Genomic DNA, 17,368 nt, shown 5'->3' with positions numbered 1-17,368 from the left:
TTCGCACTATATTAGAGTGATCTTACAACCACTCTAACGGATAATTAAGCAACTTCTACTTGCAGGTCTTTTTCAATAGCCAAGCTTTCACGGTATTCAGCGGCTTCTGCTTTCAATGTCCAATAAACGTCAGAAACACCATGCTGTTCAACCGCTTGTTTAACTTCAGATACAGTTGTTTTAAAGAACTCTTTACGCGGGTTGACTTTGTTGACTGACTGTAAGTTAAAACGTCTATGAAGTTCTTTCTCTAGAGTTGGTGCATCATCGCTGTAAATCATTGCGTGAACATCAAACGAGAATGGGACGGATGCATCACCAAGTTCTTTAACTCGATCCATTGGCTCTAATCGGCGAGTCATACCAATCTTAAATACTTCTTCTCCAAAGCTACCCACATTACTAATGACATAAACATGCCCACGGCGGGTTTGCTGAGCCATAGACAATGCACGTTGGCCTTTTTCTTCTGCTTCATGCAGTTTTGTTTCGAGCTCTGCTAATTGAGCTTCATACTGCGCTCTTTGTTCTTCAGTGGCGTCGGCAAGTTCAGAACGTGCTTTTTCAAGTGCTTTTTGGAGGAGTCGTTCTTCTTTCTCTGCCTCTTTTCGTGCTTTTTCCATCTCACGGATAGCACGTTCTTCTTCACGAATTTGTGCTTTGATTTCGGCTTGTTCTTCTCTTTCTATTTTCCGCAATTCAAATGTAGCAACTGCCCATTTTAATTCAGTAAGGCGAGCATCTAAAAATTCTTGGTTTATACGAGCATTCCTAAATGGGGCTCCGTTATGATTGACGAGAGCGAATGCATCGATGATTTCTTGTTTAATTTTACCAAAGTTGTCATGTTTAACTTTCGATAGTGCACTGTCTACTTTGCCGTTAAATGCATCCACAGCGAAGTGAATAGCGTATGTTTTTCGGTTCATTTCAGCATAATCACATGCGCCAGCATGACCATCTTTCACCATTTCTCTAATGCGTTTTCGAGATGCTTTTAGTTCTTCGCCTGCCTCTTTATGCCCAAACTCATCGGCCAAGTCGTCGAGTACGGAATGATTGGGAATAATGTAATCATCTTTGTAACCATCAATGGTATTTCGCATTGCACGGATAGCTTTCTCGTAGGAATCAGCTTTGGCTTTAGCTTCATAGGCATCACCTGCAATTTCCTTAGCCTGAGCTTGTGCGAAGCTAATGACTTTCGACGCTTCTTCACGAGCGTCATTCTTAATGGTTTCAGCCTTTTCTTTTGAATCTTTGACGCGAAGTGTTGCTTCTGAACGTAAAGATTTGGCTTCTTGTCGAATGTCTTCTGCTTCGACTTCTGCATCAGAGACTAGCTTTAAAGCCATATCACGTTTAGAGGCAGCATCTTCCTCAACTTCATCAAGTAGCTCGGCAGCGTGTTTTTCTATATCTAATATAGGGCTGTATTTGGTGGTGAGGCCGTCTCGTTCTGCTTCAAGCTCTGCCGCTTTAGCAAAACCCTGTTCGATTAATTTGTCAGCTTCTGCAAGCTTTGCTTCGAATGCTTTTCGTTTACTCTTCCCTCGTACCCAAGTAATTAGAAGTAATAACAAGGGTAAAAAGAAAATAACGAGAGCAATAATAGAGCCAGAATTCATAGTTATACCTTAGCCTTTAAGTAATGTTGTTAGACGTTGAGTTTTCGTAGAGTAATTTGAATTACTTCTTCTTCATTTCCATAGCCACTCGGCCTAGAACTTTAATGTCTTCTTCTGCAACTTCGACAGTTGATTCACCGAACGCTATTGCCAGTTTTTTGCCTGGTAAGCGTTGCAGGTAGTTGATCGACAAGCGCCCATCAATATCAATTAGGTAGTCGCCTGTTACAGGGTCGGTTGATTCTTGGTTGATGTAATAGATACCAGCATCATCCTCAACCACTTGAGTCAGTGACGCTTTTAAGCTAAAGCGTTCTAAAGTGGCTTGGTCTATCGCCATATTGCCACTTTCTACCAACACGCCATCCAACAATTTGGATATCTGCATCCTTTCAGTCGATACAGAATCAGTATGTTCACCTTCGAAAGGTTCACCTTCACCAAGCGCCATATACCGAACTGATGCTCCTGACTTCAAATGCTCGCGAATAATCAGCTCGAAACCTGTCCTGTTGTGTGTATGCCAAGTTAATAAGGTCGATTTTGGGATCCCAAAGTAATCAGCAAGTAGGTTGTAATTATGGCACCCCGTTACTTCTTTAAGCTTTTCTGTGAATTCGCGGCCACCTAAGTAATCAAAAGGGGGCACTGTCGCTGGGATTCTGCTCATTTTTCGATTTATCCTATCGTAAATTCGATCTAGATCTTGTTTTCGACCTTAACTTCAGTAAAGGAGGTCTTAAATTGGATTTATTCTTGACTGGGTCGTATTTGAGATCAAAACTAAGCTTGTAAACGATTAAATGCTTCCATGTCTCATCATTGAGCATCAAAAACAATCTCAAACACGTAGGATACCACTTATGGCAAGTCTCAGAATAGCGTTAGACGCACCTTTTTGTACGAAAAAAGAGTTTATTAGACGTACTGGCTGGTCTACATCGTCACTTGATAGGGCAATAGCCCGTGGCGAAATCCCAATTCTTCCTAAACATGGCGAGAAAGGCTCCGTGCTCATCAACTTAGTGAAAGTGTTCGAGCGTTCTGCGGAGCAAGAAGTATGAGCTTTCTCACCACCCTTAAAACCAAACCCACTTTGCTGCAATCGCAAAGTGAGTCTTGGGAAGAAAGCTATCCAAACGAATGCCCAATTTGGCTCAATGTCGTTGGTTGGCTATTCGTTTTCGTCCCTTTCTTCATTTGAGTATTGGCTATGGACGCAAACAACTCAATGTACGGATTCTGTGAGTCCAAACAAAAGTCATTTGACGAGGCTTGTTTCTCATTCGCGAGACAAGAGAACATGGAAGCGATCGCCAGAAAGCTAAAAATGCAGCCCGGTATGCTTCGCAATAAGCTGAATCCTGATCAGCCCCATGTTCTAAAACCCGTAGAACTGGTCGCCATTTCTAAAGTGAGTGGCAACTACACCCTTATCAATAGTCTTTTGCTTGGGCTAGACGTTGTCACCGCCCCCATTGAAAGCGCCGAACACGCGCAAAGCATTGTAGAAAGAGTGCTCACGCACAGCACCAATGCTGGCGAACTGTCTACTTGGGCATTGCAACACGGCAATGGCCCACGTTTATCACGCACTCATAAACAGTCACTCATTAAAAAAGCACAAGCTGGCATCGGCAACCTTGTGCTTCTTATCAACGATATCGAAAACCGCACTTCAGGCGTTTCCCCAATGTTAAGCATGGGCGTGGACTTTATTGCCAACGGTGCAGCAATCCCAGGTTTGGGTTAGGAGAGGTTATGAACTTAGACCTTATTTGTAGGAGTGTCGCCGATGAAATGACCTGCTGCTCTGTTGACCAATGTGTATTCATAGTTAGGCGTCATTTGCATCTTAATAGCCGCGCGATTGAATGCCAGTGGGATCAACATACCAACTTGTTCACTGTTGGTTTCGCGGAGCGCAGCGATGTGGTTACCAAGCTCGTTGTCCTTGAGTGTATGCATTGTGGCCAGTATTTCACTGTATTTATTCGCTTGAGTATCTGCGGATATCGCTTTGCGCAATGGCTGAATAACAACATTTATTGCAGCCAGTATCGCGACACTCAAGCCAATGAAAATATCGATGTTCAGCGTAGCTGCAATCGATGTACCCAGTACGATAAGTGCGATGTTGATGCATGCATCTACTCGGCGCCAAAACGTATTAAGCATGTGTTCAAGCCAGTAAGCGTATTCAACTTGGAACTCTTGATCATGTCGCGTCATTTTTGTCGTCCTTTGCGTTATTTACGGTCCTCTTTTGGAGGAGTTGGTTTAGGTGGTCGATGGTCTTTAAATTTATCTGGGTTTCCCATGTTAGTTCCTACTTAGTTATTGGATCGCAATAACTATCCTACCGTGTATTGGGTCGCACTTCTACACAACCAGTTGCTGATCTGGATATTAAAATCAGCGCCCATATTCCAAGGAGGATTTATGAGTCAGCTAGCAAGAGAACAAATTAAACAACAGCAAATTGCGCAGCCCACAGCCCCTAATGCATTGGAAAGCATTGCGGCTTGTAAGTCCCTTTTTAACGGTGAAGCGACGCGTCGTAAGTTGAAAAAGGTGTTCAACAATATGCCGGATAAAACTCGCGGCCTAGTGCTAATAGCTGGCGGCTTACCCGCAAAAGACTACCAACGACGTTTTGAATCTTTCAATGATTTAGAGCTGCAGAAAATCCGCACCGGAATGCAGTGCTTAAAAGAAATCGTGGTGGGATTTGATAAGAAACTCGGCGATGTCCGCCGCCTAAAACACTACCAGTTCAGCAGTACCAATTAACACCCTAGCCAGTGTCCTTTGCCCTCGAAAGGGGGCGTTTTTTTCGTCTTAGCGTAGGAGCATAGAAGATGAACAATACCTTATCAAAAGTCGCTATTCAGAGAGCGATCTTATCCACTATCAATAGTTTGTATGCCTTAGCCATAGATTGTTCAGACGTGCTGAGCATTCGAATCGAGTATTCATCAAAAATGAAGTTGATGAATATCATCCTGTTTTCAGAGAACACCACTCATCACGCATACAACTTAGTGTTGCTTGATAGCGAAGAAGCACTAGAAGACTTACTCGCCATTGAAGACAAGATTATTGAGAGAGTTGCACAGATCCGCGATGAAAAAGAAGCGGAGGAAGTGGCATGAGTGATTTTGAAATCCATCTATTCAATACGTCATTTGAGCAAATTTCGGCAAGGTTCGAGAACAGCAGCACTGAGCAGCAGCATGAAATGCTCATCCAACTCGATGCTATTGCGAAGAAACTTACCCCCGTTCAAACCCATCGACCACAAGAAGGTGTGTTGGCCGACATCAAACAAGCCATGCAAGGCGACCGCGCTTGTGTCTTCTTTGCGCATCACTACGTGAGCTGGTATCGCTCTTGCCAAAGTGAGAACGCGAAACCACAGCTACACCATTGGTCACAGCTAGATATGAACAACCGCCGCCTGTTTATTGAAATGCTCGCCCTACGTGACTTAGGCCACTGGGACGACGAAGCACTTTTTCAGTTCGAGAAGTACTGCTTGGCAGTGATTGGGGAATAGGGGATAAGTCATGAGTTCAACAAACGGAAAAGTACAGCCACGCGAACTTTACCCAACGCCGCCAGAAGTTGTTGATGCGCTTATGGCTAAGTTGGCACTTCGCCCAACGGACAAGTTTTTAGAACCTTGTTACGGTACAGGCGCGATCTTCGACAAGATAGCTTTGCCACAGAGCCAAAAGTCATTTGCTGAAATCGAAAAGGGTATTGATTACCTCACTACTGAGTTTGGCACTCAAGACGTGATCATTACTAACCCTCCGTTTTCACTAACGGAGGAATTCATTCGCAAGAGCCTAAGTGAGTTAGCACCAAACGGCACTATGGCATACCTACAACGTGTGAACTATTTAGGTTCAAAAAAGCGCCTTCCTTTCTGGTTCGAAATCGGCTTTCCGCCAAAGTGCCCAATCATTGTGCCTCGCCCACGTTTTGTGGGTGGTGGTTCAGATTCGTGTGAATACGCCTGGTTCATTTGGGATAACGGTAACCGTTTCGATATGCCTCAAGGTTTGAGCCATATTGTTTCCGCAGGGCATGAGGTGGCGGCATGAGTGAAGCAATCAAAGTGGCTGCCGAAGCACCGGAATATATTCAAACCTTACTGACTGAAATGTTGGAAGGTCACCACCCAGATAACGAGGTACTACTTGGAACATTGCTTTCTGGTAAAGACACGATTCAAGTACAACTTAAAATCACCCGTAACCCAGCAGATTTCATGGATGAATGTTAGTGGGTTACCTAACCGAACCTGTCGAAATAGAACGGTTCGACCTTCCTTATAACTCCCCCCTTTCACCAATTGATGGGGGGAATGCTTGTATTCCTCATGGCTTTCAACCTGTTCAGGTAGAGCCAGACGATTTATCTGTTATTCAACGTATTCTTTACGACACAAGCCCAGATGATTATCACTGGACGTCACAGCAATTCGAAAACGTTCCTGCCTATTTAACCAAGTACTTTGCTACTCGCTATACGCGTATTTTTGAAAAAGAAGGGCGCAAGGTAGCCAACACATTCATAAATAAAAAGCTGATGCCAGCGAAGCAACGAGTATTGCTGGTTTTGAAGCAATACAAACGACTTCCCACCACACAAAAGATTGCTTTGTTCAGTGAAGAATTGAGCAGCACTAAGCAAAGTGATCTTGATGTTCAGCACCCTCAAATGGGGTTTGATTTTGAGCAGGCAGAGAAAACACGCAAGCCAGTGAAAAGCCGTATTCTTGCCGAGTTAGAATCGGATGAAGTGAAAGAGATGGCCTTCAAAATCGGTAAGATTGTGATCGCCAAGGTGCAGCATATTGGCGACCAGCTGGCGAAGCTCGATGTTGATGCCATTAATGAACAGCGCACTGAAAATGACCCGTTCATTCTTGAGGTGGAAGGGTACGAAAAACTTGCCCAATTCGCGCAACAATTTGGGGTGAAAATCCCCCGTAAATACGTACAACAAACCGCGATAAGTGCTGCACAAGATGTCTCTAAACTCATTGATGAAAAGTGGTGGTTTGGGCGCTTGTGGGCGATTCGTAAAATTATGCGCGAGCATTTAGCGATTGCTATGGGGCAGGTGTCTGCAAAGGCGTCCCCCTATGCGAGTTGGAATTGTATTCGTGAGCACCAAGAGCAGCAAAAGCGTAATTACGAATTCATGAAGCAATCTGAGCTCTTTGATGAAGAGACAGAAGAAGTAGTGGGAATGTGGGATACGGTTAAGAAAAGTATCTCAAACCCTGCGATTCGGCGACATGAACTCATGGCCCGTTGCCGTGGGTGCGAAGACATTGGCAACGAACTTGGCTTACAAGGGCTATTTCTAACACTAACAGCGCCTTCTAAATACCATAGTAGTTATAAAAAAGGTGGCTTCATCAATCACTGGAATGGTGCCAGCCCAAAAGAAACGCAGGCTTACTTGAATAACATATGGCAACGCATTCGAGCAAAGCTAGGCCGTAAGGGAATTCGTTGGTTTGGGGTACGTGTTGCCGAACCACATCACGACGGCACGCCCCATTGGCACATGCTGATTTGGGTAAAGCCAACAGATGCTTTGCAAGTGACAGACATATTCATTCGCTATGCGGTGCTGTTCGACAAAGAAGAGCTTACTCAAGCCAAACCTTGCTTGCCGTTTGATGCCATTAATTATGTGGAAGAACGCGAGTTTTCCAACCCTTTCCGAGTCTATAAAAAGATCTACGCTAATCACTTTCCATCTTCATTAAAGCAGTTTAGGCCAGAGGTAGAGTTGCCTGAATCGGTTCAACTATGGCCGATAAATCGACAGGGTTTGACGACGTTAAATATCGACTATCAACCGCGCTGCGATGTTGGGTTTATCGACCCAGAGAAGGGGACGGCCACTGGTTACATTGCCAAGTATATTTCAAAAAATATTGATGGCTATGCCATGGATGATGATCTGTCGGATGAAGTGGATAAGCCCGTAAAGGAAATGGCCAGAAACGTGACGGCATGGAAAAGCCGTTGGTGTATTCGCCAGTATCAATTCTTTGGTGGTGCTCCGGTGACCACTTACCGAGAGCTGCGCCGTTTCGCAAACCAAAACAAAAAAGCCTTTATGGAATATTTGTACATGCAGCAACGTGTCGACCTACTAACGCTGTATTCCATGTTAATGCGTGATTTGGTCGGCCCTATTAAACCAAGCCGATTGATCTCGAAACCAGAGCTGATGGAAGCGATTGGTAACAGCTACCAGGCGAGGTTAAAAACAGAAGATGAACCTACCGTCAGCAACACGCTTAAAGCAGCGGATACTGGCGATTGGATGGGTTACATCATGGGGCAGGGTGGCCCATTTGTGAAACGTGATGACTTGCTGATCACCAATTCATACGAAGTACTGCCGTTTGCTTCACCCCATGGTGAAGACGTACGCAAGATAGAGGGCTTTAGCACGCCTCAAGATACGGTGAAAACCCGTACGAAGGTTTGGACCATTCGCAAGAAATCTACGGTGATAGACGGTGCGGAAGCGTGTGCTCTTGGGAGCGAAGCGACTGCTGTTGGAGCCTCTGGCTCCTCTCGGAGTTCTGTCAATAACTGTACGGACCCCCAAAAAGTACAGGTCTGCGATCAGCTAATTAGATTATTCGAACCGAAGATGAAAAAGAGTAAGGCGCCTCCGAATATAGATGAGTCGGCACTGGCCGCACTGCTAAAAGGCAGTTCATTAAAGGTAGATAACGAGACAAGTATTCAAATTCGCCCAGCGGAGGTAGACGACCGCGGCAACAAACGCCCAGCGCAGCTGGTTGAAGTCAGCCGAACGCAAGCAGACAACCTAAGTTGGATGGATTTTGAAGGGTGGGATGAAACATTCACCCAACCGAAAGAAGATGACTATCAACAACCCGACCTTTCGTACTTCCCAGAGTTGGAAGGGGAATGGCCGTTGGGGTAGGGGTGTGCAAAGGCTAACTATTTACGTAAAGAGTTAGCCTTTGCACACTTTAGTTGCTATTGGCTTTGAATTTATCTTCAATAATTTGTCGATAGTATTCTGCATTATCTATGTAGTACTGCATATCTTGTTTGTAACAGTGATGAGCATCAAAGTTTTGTTCTTGAGCTTCGTTTATCAAAAAATCATGAACAACAAAATGGTAATCATATTTCGAAAGTTTAATGCCTGAATATACGAGTGCTAAGTTACTTGTGCAATCCCACTGCATGGCGTTACGTGGCCAAGTGCCATCCGAATAGTGAATGTGGGAAAGGTTTTCTTTATGGATGCCATTAATAAGGTGCTCAGGGAACTCAAAAACCTTGTCTCGACCCAATGCTGGGTGTACTGGTTCCTTCATAGATTGAATACCTTCTGGAGGAGCTACAAAGTTCAAAGTGGGTTCTTCTGACAAGCTAATTTGCTTATAATCTTTAAGCGCATTGATGGCTTTATTTTGACCAAAAGATAAAGGGTGATATTCAGATGTGTAGGATACTTTAACGTTAACCTTAGACGGTATAGACAACTCTTTCCCTTACTGGCGTATCAAACTTTTTATAGTCACGACGTTCTCTTGCAACAGATAATGTTACAAATGCCTCACGCACTTCTTGTGCTGTTAGTTGGCTTTTCTGGCGCAATTCTTGTCTAGATTTTTGATGTTTCATATTAATAATACCTGACGGTAATGGTAAACGCAGTTCTTACTTGTTTACGTAGAACAATGAGAATTGCCTACTTATGAACCAATTCTCGTTTATTTCGGCTTTCACGTCAATACTATTACGTGCAATCGCTGCCCCAATACACACCAATGCACCTCAATATCGTATATACCTCATTGACTATTATAGAACACATCAGCTAACCTACTAGGGCACTGGCAAAATCTAGTGCCGGGATTAGTACCCTGAAATGACAACGTAGGCGCATAGACGCCAGCTTACTGCTGGTTTTTTTATGTGTGGCTTTAGCGCATCTGTACATAGACGTTTCGTGTAAGAATCGTACTATCTAAATTATGGTGGGCTGGGCAAGGCAGCTTTGGCTGGCCGTTTCCTACGTTGCGGTAGTACTAACCTTGTTCAGTTCACCACCCATTGATTAGTACCTCTGAGTGGTGATTCAACGAATCAACGTAGGAGGTCATCATGACCACAGCACTTACTTTCCAAAACACCCACTTCGATGTAATTGAATATCACCAAAAGCTTTGGCTTACCGCTACAGAGCTGGCACATGCACTTGGGTACTCTAAATCTGATGCAGTAACTCAAATATATGATAGGAACTCTGGCGAATTTTCAGGTGATATGACTGAGACCCTCAAATTGAGTGTCTCAGGGAATTATCAGAAAACGGTTCGTATCTTCTCACTCAGAGGTGCGCATCTTGTCGCCATGTTCAGTCGAACAAAAGTGGCGAAACAATTTAGAAAATGGGTGCTTGATGTGCTCGAAAAAGAATCTTTACACCCAGTTGCTATTCTTCCTCCAAATTCTGTGCCTCAACTTCTTAATCGCACTTACCCAAACTTCTACGACTCTGGTTGGACTCCTGCTTTATATCGCCGTTGCCAATCTGAAACCCATTGGACGTATCATATAAAATTCAATGTAAGGCCAAGAGGCGACAAATTCTCAGCCACCTTTGAATTGGGTATCGGTGGGAAAGGGCAAGCGCAACCGAATTTCTCATCAAGCGGTTCGCAGTTCGTGGACAGTAACTTCTATTTGGAATATAGAGACCTAAATGAGTTGTGGGAGTACATCGCTAAAGTGTTAGCCAAGTACGGGGCTAGAAGTCCATTCTAGTGTGTCTTTTGTAGCAAAATCAAATGCAAGTCAATGTAATTTAATGAAAACATTTCACAGTTATCCACAACATAATTAAGGTGGGTTGAAACGACGGTTATCCACAGCCGTCGTTTTTTTTCGCCTATTGACAGCTGATCTGCATTTCGCAACTATTAATACACCCTCCTTCCCAATCCTCCCTTCATTCAGTTTTTTTATTAAGCACAGTTGCGCCATAACATATTTGGTTCTGCAAACAAAATACGTCTAGTGGCGATCACTGGTTTCTAAATCGAATTGGTTACAGTGCTTGTGTATGGAAAATAACCCAAGGAAAAAGAAGATGAGTGAAGTGAGTCAAAAAACAGCTATAGTATACTGTATTAATATACAGTATATTTGTGGGGTCGTTGGTAAGGGTATTGATATGAAAGAAGAAAAAAAGCTATTTCAATTGGCGCTTGATGTGATCATTGACGGTGTTTCAGTGAGTATGCCTGCGGAAGGGCGTGCTGAAGCGGGAGTGTTGTTGATGAGAGGATTAGTGGCGAAGTACCCTCACTTAATTGATGCTGAAAAAACAAAAGCCATTCAATCGATAATTGAAATGGCCGATGAGGTAGAAAGCCCTGAGTTTAGGTTGTAATTAGAACATCGATAGCTGAAGACTAAGCTCCTGCCTCTTTTCTGGGGGCAGAGCCTTTACCAATGAATTAGCCAGTTGCTGTGTTGTTTTTGATGATGGGCTTAATGTGTGGCTGAAGTATAACGACATCACAAATTGATGTTCACATTCAGGGTTTTTACATTCGCAATAAAGGTCTGCGCAGTCATTGGATAGGCGGTTGGTTTTGTTGATTACCGCCCGTTCTCCGCAACCACAAAAAACACGGGTACCAAATACTTTACCAAATAGAGGCTTGCTGGCTGCACCAATCCCCAGGTGAAGCTTTGAAGGCCTTAAAGAATGTTTATACCCTAGCGCACTCACAAAGGTGTGACCGCAATCTGGGTTTGAACATGAACAAGATAACTCCGCGCAATTCGCATCCGCTGCTTTGCTTCTGCTAACAATCGCGCGTTCACCGCATTTGCAATAAACTCGCATATCTGACCTAAGCTTTTGACTGACAACTATATATTAGTGCTGAGCTGTTATTATGTACAGCATTTGATTGTTTAGATTTACGAGTATTTTTCCCCGTTTTCCTTGATTGTGTATATACACACTGTATATACTGGGTGTGTACAGCAATAAGGTTCAATAATTATCATAAGGCTAGGAAAGACGGATGAAGCTAGTCATTTCCCCAAGTGTGGCACGAAAGTTAGCAACAAAGCATGATGTAACTGAGAGTGAGATTAGAGATTGTTTTGCTAACCGTGAAAAAGAATTTTTAAAAGACCAAAGGGAAGAACACCAGAGTGATCCGCCGACTCTTTGGTTTGTAGCTGAGACTGATTACGGAAGAAAGCTGAAAATTGCATTTATCTTCTACAGTGATGACGCAAGATTTGTCATCCGTACAGCTTACCCAGCCAATCCCGATGAAATTCGGATTTATAATAAGTTCGCATAATAAATATAAGAAGACACCACCTAAAAACCACTGATTGTGGATAATGCTACCCAGAGAGAGGTAGCTATGGAGAACTAACACATGAACACTAAACCTAAAAAGATCGATAGCACCATTGAAGCATGGGAAAACGGTCAGTTAGGCCGTGACGAAGCGTTTGTAGAAAAAGTAACCATCGAACCATCACTAGTTGATGATAGTTTGGAATTGCAGATGATTTCAATTCGTTTGCAAAAAGGTTTGCTTGATGACTTAAAAAACATTGCTCAGATTAGAGGTATAGGTTATCAGCCTCTCATTAAGCAAGTTCTAAAACGCTTTGCTGATGCAGAAATGAAAATGATTTTGCGCGAGATGGCCGCAGAGGAAGCTCAAAAGGAGCTAGAAGCCGCAGAAGGGAATCCTGAGCTAATGAAAGCATGCGGCTAATTCAGATTGTTCGATGTAAAAACACTCCTATAGGGAGTGTTTTTTTCTGGAAACTATGTGGATTCTCTAGATGTTTCAAACTCCAACTTCAGTGACCTAGGGATCTCTGGGTCACTGTTCACTTCATCCATTATCAGCTCACATACTGGAATGATTTCATCTTTGGCGTACTCGCTGCCAATCTTGTTCGGGTCACCTAAACTGGTTGTTCCTTGCGGGATAATGCCTGCTTTGCCTACTGGAAAACGGTGGCCTACTAGGATGTCTTGCGCGGTAATGTTCTTAATTCGTTCGAATTCATCTTTAGTGGCAATATCGCCCACCGGAATTAATTGAATACCTTTCTCTTTACCGTTCGGGATGTTCACAAACATGCTGCGGAAATTGCCCACGCCCTTGGAGCTGGCAATGGTCTCCTTCATCATCTCTTCGTCCGCTTCGCTTAAGCTCGGGTCTGTTGCGTAAAAGATAAAGCCCATGTGAGCGCCGTTCTTGTAATAACGGCGGCGAAACAGTGTGGCATCTTTGTTTAATAAGCTGCTTTGGATACTGCCTAAGTAGTCGGGTAAACCATAAATCTGCTGTTGCGGATCATACTGTGGCAAAAATATCACATCGTCTTTGCGGTATTCTCGCTGTTGGTTGTCGCGTTCTAGAATGATGAAGTTGCCATTTTTACGTTTACGCAGGTACATGCCTGGCAACGGGTGCAAACGTACCACGCGCTTGAAACCATCTCGGATTTTTAAAAATCCAGCATGACCAAAAGTGAAGTAGTCACGACAAAATGCTTGAACGTGTCGACGGCGAATCGCACCACCTTGCTGGAATCGTCCTGCTACGTAGTTGGCTCGAGCGATTAGCAAAGAACCATGATAAGAGTTGGCTCTGGCAACATCGGCCAATCCCGTTGGCGAAATGGGCGGTTCCCAGTAATTCTCTGAATCGTTGTAAAACAAATCTGAGTAGGACGTCATCCAACTATTGCTATCAATGGCTTCTGATGCAGAGTCGATGTGATAGACAGATTCAGGTGCTTGTTCTTCTTGTTTGATTAACGTTTCGGTTTGCTCGGTCATGCTGCAGTCGCCCAAGTTGATTTAGTTGGTGATGAATGGTCTAACGGCTCATTAATAATGGCGTGAGAGATGGCCCAGAATGCATCGGCGTGACCGGTGGTTTGGCTACGCTCTGCTTTGAATGTCATTGCATTGCCGCTGGCGGTTGGAACTCGTTTAATTGCCATAAATGCCATGGCAATGTCTTTGTGTTCAGCATCGAATTGAAGCCGCTTGGCTTCTACAATGTCGATCATCTTCATAACGAGACGGTTTTTGTTTTCGTTGCTGTAGTGAATGGCGTGCGCTTCACGTGGATGTTTTTTAGAAATTAAGTCCCAAACACCGCCACCAATGCCAGTGGTGTCTACGCCAATGTAAGTGACTTTGTAACGTTGAAATACTTTGTCGATTTCAGAAACGTGATACTGAAAGTTGAGCCCTTTCCAGTAGTGCTTTTCTAGAACGCGGAATTTCTCCCCTGCAACGGCAGGTGGCGCGATGACCACTAAGCACGCATTGTCTCGAGTTCGGCTTGGGTCATAACCCAACCAAACCTCACGGTGGGCGAAGGGCTGCTTATTGTTTGGTTTGAAGTCCTGCCAGTGGTCGGCATCCACCATGCTTTTTTCAAGGTCTGAGAACTTGAAGACAGAAAGTGACCCATCAACAAATATGCACATGAACAGGTTGTTGAAGTCGTCTTGACTGTATTCTTCACGCAGTTCGTCAATGTCGAATAGGTCACAGCCACCGTTGGCGGCATCTTCAATGGTGACTACATAACGCCACTGTTTATCGTCACAGAGTCGGCCACCGTCGCGAAATTCTTCAAACGTTGGGAATTCAATTTTCTCGCGAGACTCTTTGCCTTTGCGCCATTGGTCACCTGTCCAGAATGGGTAAGCCTGGTGCATTTTTGACGACGGTGTAGAAAAGTAGGTTTTACGCCACTTCTTATGCGTCGCCATTGCGGAAGCGAGTTTGTTCAGCTCGTCGAACTTGGGTATCCAGAAATATTCATCCACATAAACATGGCCGTGGTAACTCTGGGCGGTTTTGCTGTTGGTTGATAAAAAGCGAAGTTCGGCACCGTTTGAAAGAATGATCGGGTTGCCGGTTAACTCGATATCTAAAAACTCTTTGCCAATGGCAATAATGTAGCTGCGGAAAACCTCTGCTTGAGCGCGAGAGGCAGAAAGGAATATTTGGTTATCGCCCGTTAGGATAGCGTCTTCTAGTGCTTCACCACTGAAGTAATATGTTGCCCCGATTTGACGTGACTTAAGGATGTTTCGAATACGCTGCTTTATGTTGTTACGCATGGTGTGTTGGTATTCGAACAATGATTCATGCCAGTCTACAAAGTCACCTTCGCCAAGGTGTTCAATGTTATTTCTGCCTTTTCCTTTCTTCTTACTTCCGCCATTACCATTGCGGTTTTTATTAGATGATTCGGAGCTGTTTGTCTTTGAGCTGCCTTGCGAAAGCATTCGTTCTGCTTTGGCTTTTGCATCGGCATTCGCTTTTAGCAGTTTGACGTGATGGTCTATGAGTTTATCCATCTCTTTAAGCTGCTGATCGCTTTTCTCGTCTTTATCAATTAACACGGCCAATCGGCGGTTAATCATTTCCTCTACGGACAGTTCGTTTAACAACAAAGCCCAGCCGAATTTCTCCGCCCAGGTATAAATGATGCGGTCACTATTTAAGTTAAGTTGCGCCGCTATTTCTTTTGGAGGTACTCCGCGTAAATAAAGCTTTTTCGCGGCCTCTTTTATTTCATCTGAATATGCCATAGCCGCATCATACGCGCTGAAAATGCGCAAATGACTAACCAAAATTCGGATGAATTCGGATACGGATAAAATCCGAATTTCTCGGAATTGAAGTGGCTGAAAGCACTAAGTCAAAGGCGTATTGTTGGCTCAAATGAAAATGTGAATAACGAATTTGAGTACGTAAATGCCTAAGACGAGTGACTGGAAAATCGTAGCGACAGAAGGGCCAACCGTAGATGGGCGAAAAATCACCCGTGAATGGTTAACCCAAATGGCGGAGTGCTATTCACTTGACGAATATCCTGCATTGATTTGGCCAGAGCACCGTAGATTTTATGGGTTTGGTGAAAACTGGGGCAAGGTTGTTGAACTTAAAGCGGAAGAAAAAGACGGGAAAATGCGTCTTTTTGCCAAGCTAGAGCCTAATGACTACATGCTTGAAGCCAACCGTAAAAAGCAAAAATTATTCACTTCTATTGAGCCAAATCCTGATTACAAAGGCGAAGGGCGTTGTTACTTAATGGGCCTAGCTGCGACTGACTCCCCAGCATCCACCGGTACTTCGCTACTTCAATTCTCCCGTAAAGAGGGCGAAACCACTCGCCTTGAATGTAGTCACCTTGAAGAAATCAATCTTGATGAATGTTTTACCCGCAGTGAGCGATTTTTCTCGATGTGCCATCAATTCTTTTCCTCTGGCGAAGATAGGCCAGAGAATTCATCGCAACCAGAGGATAGCGACGTGACCGAAGAGCAACTACAAGCCGCACTACAAAAGCAATTTAGTGCTTTTAAAGGTGAGCTAAAAACTGAACTTACCAACGAACTCAAGCAAGAGTTTAATAAGCAAGAATCTGAGCCAGAAACAAAGCCGGAAGTTAAACCAGAAGGCACAACAGTAGAGCAGTTTTCTGCAGCGCTGGAAGAAAAACTTAATCCACTCGTTGAGAAAGTGGCTGGCTTAGAAAAGAAATTCAACGACCTTTCACAAGAAGTGCCGGGTCAAGAGCCGGAAGGCGAGGGCGCAAACACCACTATGGAGTTCTTCTAAATGAGCAAGGCACATTTTAAAACCTACTTAGCAGAATTTATCAGCGGTACTCTTAAAGCTGCGAGTGCCGAAGCAGACGAGAAGATGTTTTCTATTACACCAGTAATGGAAACCAAACTTCGTGAAGCACTAAAACATTCTCATGCTTTTCTCGGCATGATCCACACCGGGCTTGTTGACCAAATCCAAGGTCAAGTTGTTGATGTGGGTGACGACGGTCTATCTACTGGCCGTGCGGCTGGTCGCTTCAGTGTGGAAGTCGGGCAAGATGGTAATACCTACCAGTTAGTAAAAACGGATTCTGGAGCGCATATCCCTTGGGAACTTATGACCCAGTGGATTAATTCTGGCAGTAAAGGGCAGTGGATGAACCTAATGAAAGGTGCCATCACTAAACGCTTTGCACTAGACATGCTTCGTATTGGCTTTAACGGTACAAGTGTTGCAAACACCACCGACCCCGCTGCTAATCCACTTGGACAGGACGTTAACAAGGGCTGGCTTACGCTTGTTAAAGAGAAAGCACCCGCACAAGTTCTTGCGGCAGCAAAGCTTGACTCAACAGGTGCAACGGCAGATGCCTACAAAAACTTGGACTCGCTAGTCCAAGATCTAATCAACACAACCATCGCCGAGCAATCTCGCCAAGATGATGACCTAGTCGTGGTGATCGGTTCGAATTTGGTCGCAGCAGAGCAGCACCGACTACTGGAATCAGCAGACACACCGACTGAGCATAAAGCGGCTCAATCCCTGGCGAAGACTATTGCTGGCAAAAAAGCATACACCCCACCGTTCTTCCCTGCGGATGCAGTTTGGGTAACTAGTTTGAAGAATCTACAAATCCTTACTCAGTCGGGTACGCAGTGGCGTAAGCAAGAGAACAACACTGATCGTATGCGATTTGAGAGTAACCATATTCGTATGGAAGGTTATGCAGTTGGCCGACTATCTAAATTCGCTGCAATTGAATCAGTAACTGTTATAGAGCCAGCGGCTTAATG

Annotated in this window: 23 protein-coding genes; 15 read left to right on the top strand and 8 right to left on the bottom strand. The window is 44.3% G+C overall.

All coding sequences use genetic code 11. The features are described from left to right. Window positions 1-44 precede the first annotated feature (44 nt). Both AB4405_RS06645 and AB4405_RS06640 read right to left on the bottom strand, forming a co-directional pair. The gene (locus AB4405_RS06645; protein WP_372060156.1) at window positions 45-1,628 is read right to left on the bottom strand and encodes a DUF4041 domain-containing protein; all 1,584 of its coding nucleotides are present in this window, start codon (window positions 1,626-1,628) and stop codon (window positions 45-47) included. A 61-nt stretch (window positions 1,629-1,689) separates the two neighbouring features. Beyond that, entirely contained in the window at window positions 1,690-2,298 is a 609-nt protein-coding gene (locus AB4405_RS06640) for a helix-turn-helix domain-containing protein (RefSeq protein WP_372060155.1), read from the bottom strand. Window positions 2,299-2,491: 193 nt separating this feature from the next. Between AB4405_RS06640 and AB4405_RS06635 the strand changes: the two genes are divergently transcribed. Genes AB4405_RS06635 through AB4405_RS06625 form a run of 3 tightly spaced genes read left to right on the top strand, consistent with a single transcriptional unit; the run spans window position 2,492 to window position 3,381 of the window. Then, on the top strand, window positions 2,492-2,692 hold the full coding sequence (locus AB4405_RS06635; protein ID WP_372060154.1) for a Rha family transcriptional regulator: 201 nt from the start codon (window positions 2,492-2,494) through the stop codon (window positions 2,690-2,692). Next, a complete protein-coding gene (locus AB4405_RS06630; protein WP_372060153.1) occupies window positions 2,689-2,832 on the top strand; it encodes a hypothetical protein in 144 nt (47 codons plus the stop codon). Before AB4405_RS06635 ends, AB4405_RS06630 begins: the two co-directional genes overlap by 4 nt. Window positions 2,833-2,841: 9 nt before the next feature. Beyond that, on the top strand, window positions 2,842-3,381 hold the full coding sequence (locus AB4405_RS06625) for a phage regulatory CII family protein (RefSeq protein ID WP_372060152.1): 540 nt from the start codon (window positions 2,842-2,844) through the stop codon (window positions 3,379-3,381). A 14-nt stretch (window positions 3,382-3,395) separates the two neighbouring features. Here the strand turns inward: AB4405_RS06625 and AB4405_RS06620 are convergent, their stop codons facing one another. After that, window positions 3,396-3,860, bottom strand: coding sequence for a hypothetical protein (locus AB4405_RS06620; RefSeq protein WP_372060151.1), 465 nt, complete (start codon window positions 3,858-3,860; stop codon window positions 3,396-3,398). Window positions 3,861-4,070: 210 nt separating this feature from the next. Here AB4405_RS06620 and AB4405_RS06615 point away from each other — a divergent pair, with 210 nt between their 5' ends. The 6 genes from AB4405_RS06615 to AB4405_RS06590 all read left to right on the top strand — a co-directional run bounded on the left by AB4405_RS06615 (window position 4,071) and on the right by AB4405_RS06590 (window position 8,624). Beyond that, a complete protein-coding gene (locus AB4405_RS06615; protein ID WP_372060150.1) occupies window positions 4,071-4,421 on the top strand; it encodes a hypothetical protein in 351 nt (116 codons plus the stop codon). A 68-nt stretch (window positions 4,422-4,489) separates the two neighbouring features. Then, on the top strand, window positions 4,490-4,783 hold the full coding sequence (locus AB4405_RS06610; RefSeq protein WP_372060149.1) for a hypothetical protein: 294 nt from the start codon (window positions 4,490-4,492) through the stop codon (window positions 4,781-4,783). Next, on the top strand, window positions 4,780-5,187 hold the full coding sequence (locus AB4405_RS06605) for a hypothetical protein (RefSeq protein WP_372060148.1): 408 nt from the start codon (window positions 4,780-4,782) through the stop codon (window positions 5,185-5,187). Before AB4405_RS06610 ends, AB4405_RS06605 begins: the two co-directional genes overlap by 4 nt. 10 nt (window positions 5,188-5,197) lie before the next feature. After that, entirely contained in the window at window positions 5,198-5,740 is a 543-nt protein-coding gene (locus AB4405_RS06600; protein WP_372060147.1) for a DNA methyltransferase, read from the top strand. Further along, entirely contained in the window at window positions 5,737-5,922 is a 186-nt protein-coding gene (locus AB4405_RS06595) for a hypothetical protein (protein ID WP_372060146.1), read from the top strand. The genes AB4405_RS06600 and AB4405_RS06595 overlap by 4 nt, the downstream gene beginning before the upstream one ends. Continuing rightward, window positions 5,922-8,624, top strand: a complete 2,703-nt coding sequence (locus AB4405_RS06590) for a replication endonuclease (protein WP_372060145.1) — start codon at window positions 5,922-5,924, stop codon at window positions 8,622-8,624. The genes AB4405_RS06595 and AB4405_RS06590 overlap by 1 nt, the downstream gene beginning before the upstream one ends. Before the next feature lie 49 nt (window positions 8,625-8,673). On the opposite strand, the gene AB4405_RS06585 is transcribed toward AB4405_RS06590, so the two are convergent. Then, on the bottom strand, window positions 8,674-9,195 hold the full coding sequence (locus tag AB4405_RS06585; RefSeq protein WP_372060144.1) for a hypothetical protein: 522 nt from the start codon (window positions 9,193-9,195) through the stop codon (window positions 8,674-8,676). Next, window positions 9,179-9,337, bottom strand: a complete 159-nt coding sequence (locus tag AB4405_RS06580) for a hypothetical protein (protein ID WP_372060143.1) — start codon at window positions 9,335-9,337, stop codon at window positions 9,179-9,181. The genes AB4405_RS06585 and AB4405_RS06580 overlap by 17 nt, the downstream gene beginning before the upstream one ends. 483 nt (window positions 9,338-9,820) lie before the next feature. On the opposite strand from AB4405_RS06580, the gene AB4405_RS06575 reads away from it, so the two are divergent. Then, complete coding sequence (locus AB4405_RS06575) at window positions 9,821-10,483, top strand: Bro-N domain-containing protein (RefSeq protein WP_372060142.1); 663 nt, start codon at window positions 9,821-9,823, stop codon at window positions 10,481-10,483. 298 nt (window positions 10,484-10,781) lie between these two features. Continuing rightward, the gene (locus AB4405_RS06570) at window positions 10,782-11,111 is read left to right on the top strand and encodes a hypothetical protein (protein ID WP_372060141.1); all 330 of its coding nucleotides are present in this window, start codon (window positions 10,782-10,784) and stop codon (window positions 11,109-11,111) included. Here the strand turns inward: AB4405_RS06570 and AB4405_RS06565 are convergent, their stop codons facing one another. Beyond that, the gene (locus AB4405_RS06565) at window positions 11,112-11,573 is read right to left on the bottom strand and encodes an ogr/Delta-like zinc finger family protein (protein WP_372060140.1); all 462 of its coding nucleotides are present in this window, start codon (window positions 11,571-11,573) and stop codon (window positions 11,112-11,114) included. It lies immediately after the preceding gene. 184 nt (window positions 11,574-11,757) lie between these two features. On the opposite strand from AB4405_RS06565, the gene AB4405_RS06560 reads away from it, so the two are divergent. Further along, window positions 11,758-12,045: a hypothetical protein gene (locus AB4405_RS06560; RefSeq protein ID WP_372060139.1), complete on the top strand. Its 288-nt coding sequence runs from the start codon at window positions 11,758-11,760 to the stop codon at window positions 12,043-12,045. A gap of 81 nt (window positions 12,046-12,126) precedes the next feature. Next, the gene (locus tag AB4405_RS06555) at window positions 12,127-12,474 is read left to right on the top strand and encodes a CopG family antitoxin (RefSeq protein WP_372060138.1); all 348 of its coding nucleotides are present in this window, start codon (window positions 12,127-12,129) and stop codon (window positions 12,472-12,474) included. Window positions 12,475-12,527: 53 nt separating this feature from the next. Here the strand turns inward: AB4405_RS06555 and AB4405_RS06550 are convergent, their stop codons facing one another. Both AB4405_RS06550 and AB4405_RS06545 read right to left on the bottom strand, forming a co-directional pair. Next, on the bottom strand, window positions 12,528-13,553 hold the full coding sequence (locus tag AB4405_RS06550; RefSeq protein ID WP_372060137.1) for a phage portal protein: 1,026 nt from the start codon (window positions 13,551-13,553) through the stop codon (window positions 12,528-12,530). Then, complete coding sequence (locus AB4405_RS06545; protein ID WP_372060136.1) at window positions 13,550-15,331, bottom strand: terminase large subunit domain-containing protein; 1,782 nt, start codon at window positions 15,329-15,331, stop codon at window positions 13,550-13,552. The genes AB4405_RS06550 and AB4405_RS06545 overlap by 4 nt, the downstream gene beginning before the upstream one ends. A gap of 166 nt (window positions 15,332-15,497) precedes the next feature. Between AB4405_RS06545 and AB4405_RS06540 the strand changes: the two genes are divergently transcribed. Next, complete coding sequence (locus AB4405_RS06540; RefSeq protein ID WP_372060135.1) at window positions 15,498-16,364, top strand: GPO family capsid scaffolding protein; 867 nt, start codon at window positions 15,498-15,500, stop codon at window positions 16,362-16,364. Beyond that, entirely contained in the window at window positions 16,365-17,366 is a 1,002-nt protein-coding gene (locus AB4405_RS06535; protein WP_372060134.1) for a phage major capsid protein, P2 family, read from the top strand. Window positions 17,367-17,368: the final 2 nt, after the last annotated feature.

The organism is Vibrio sp. 10N.261.51.F12 (assembly GCF_041471725.1).
In the GTDB taxonomy this organism is placed as follows: domain Bacteria; phylum Pseudomonadota; class Gammaproteobacteria; order Enterobacterales; family Vibrionaceae; genus Vibrio.
The sequence above is the reverse complement of the archived record's forward strand: the minus strand, read 5'-3'. Positions and strand labels throughout refer to the sequence as shown.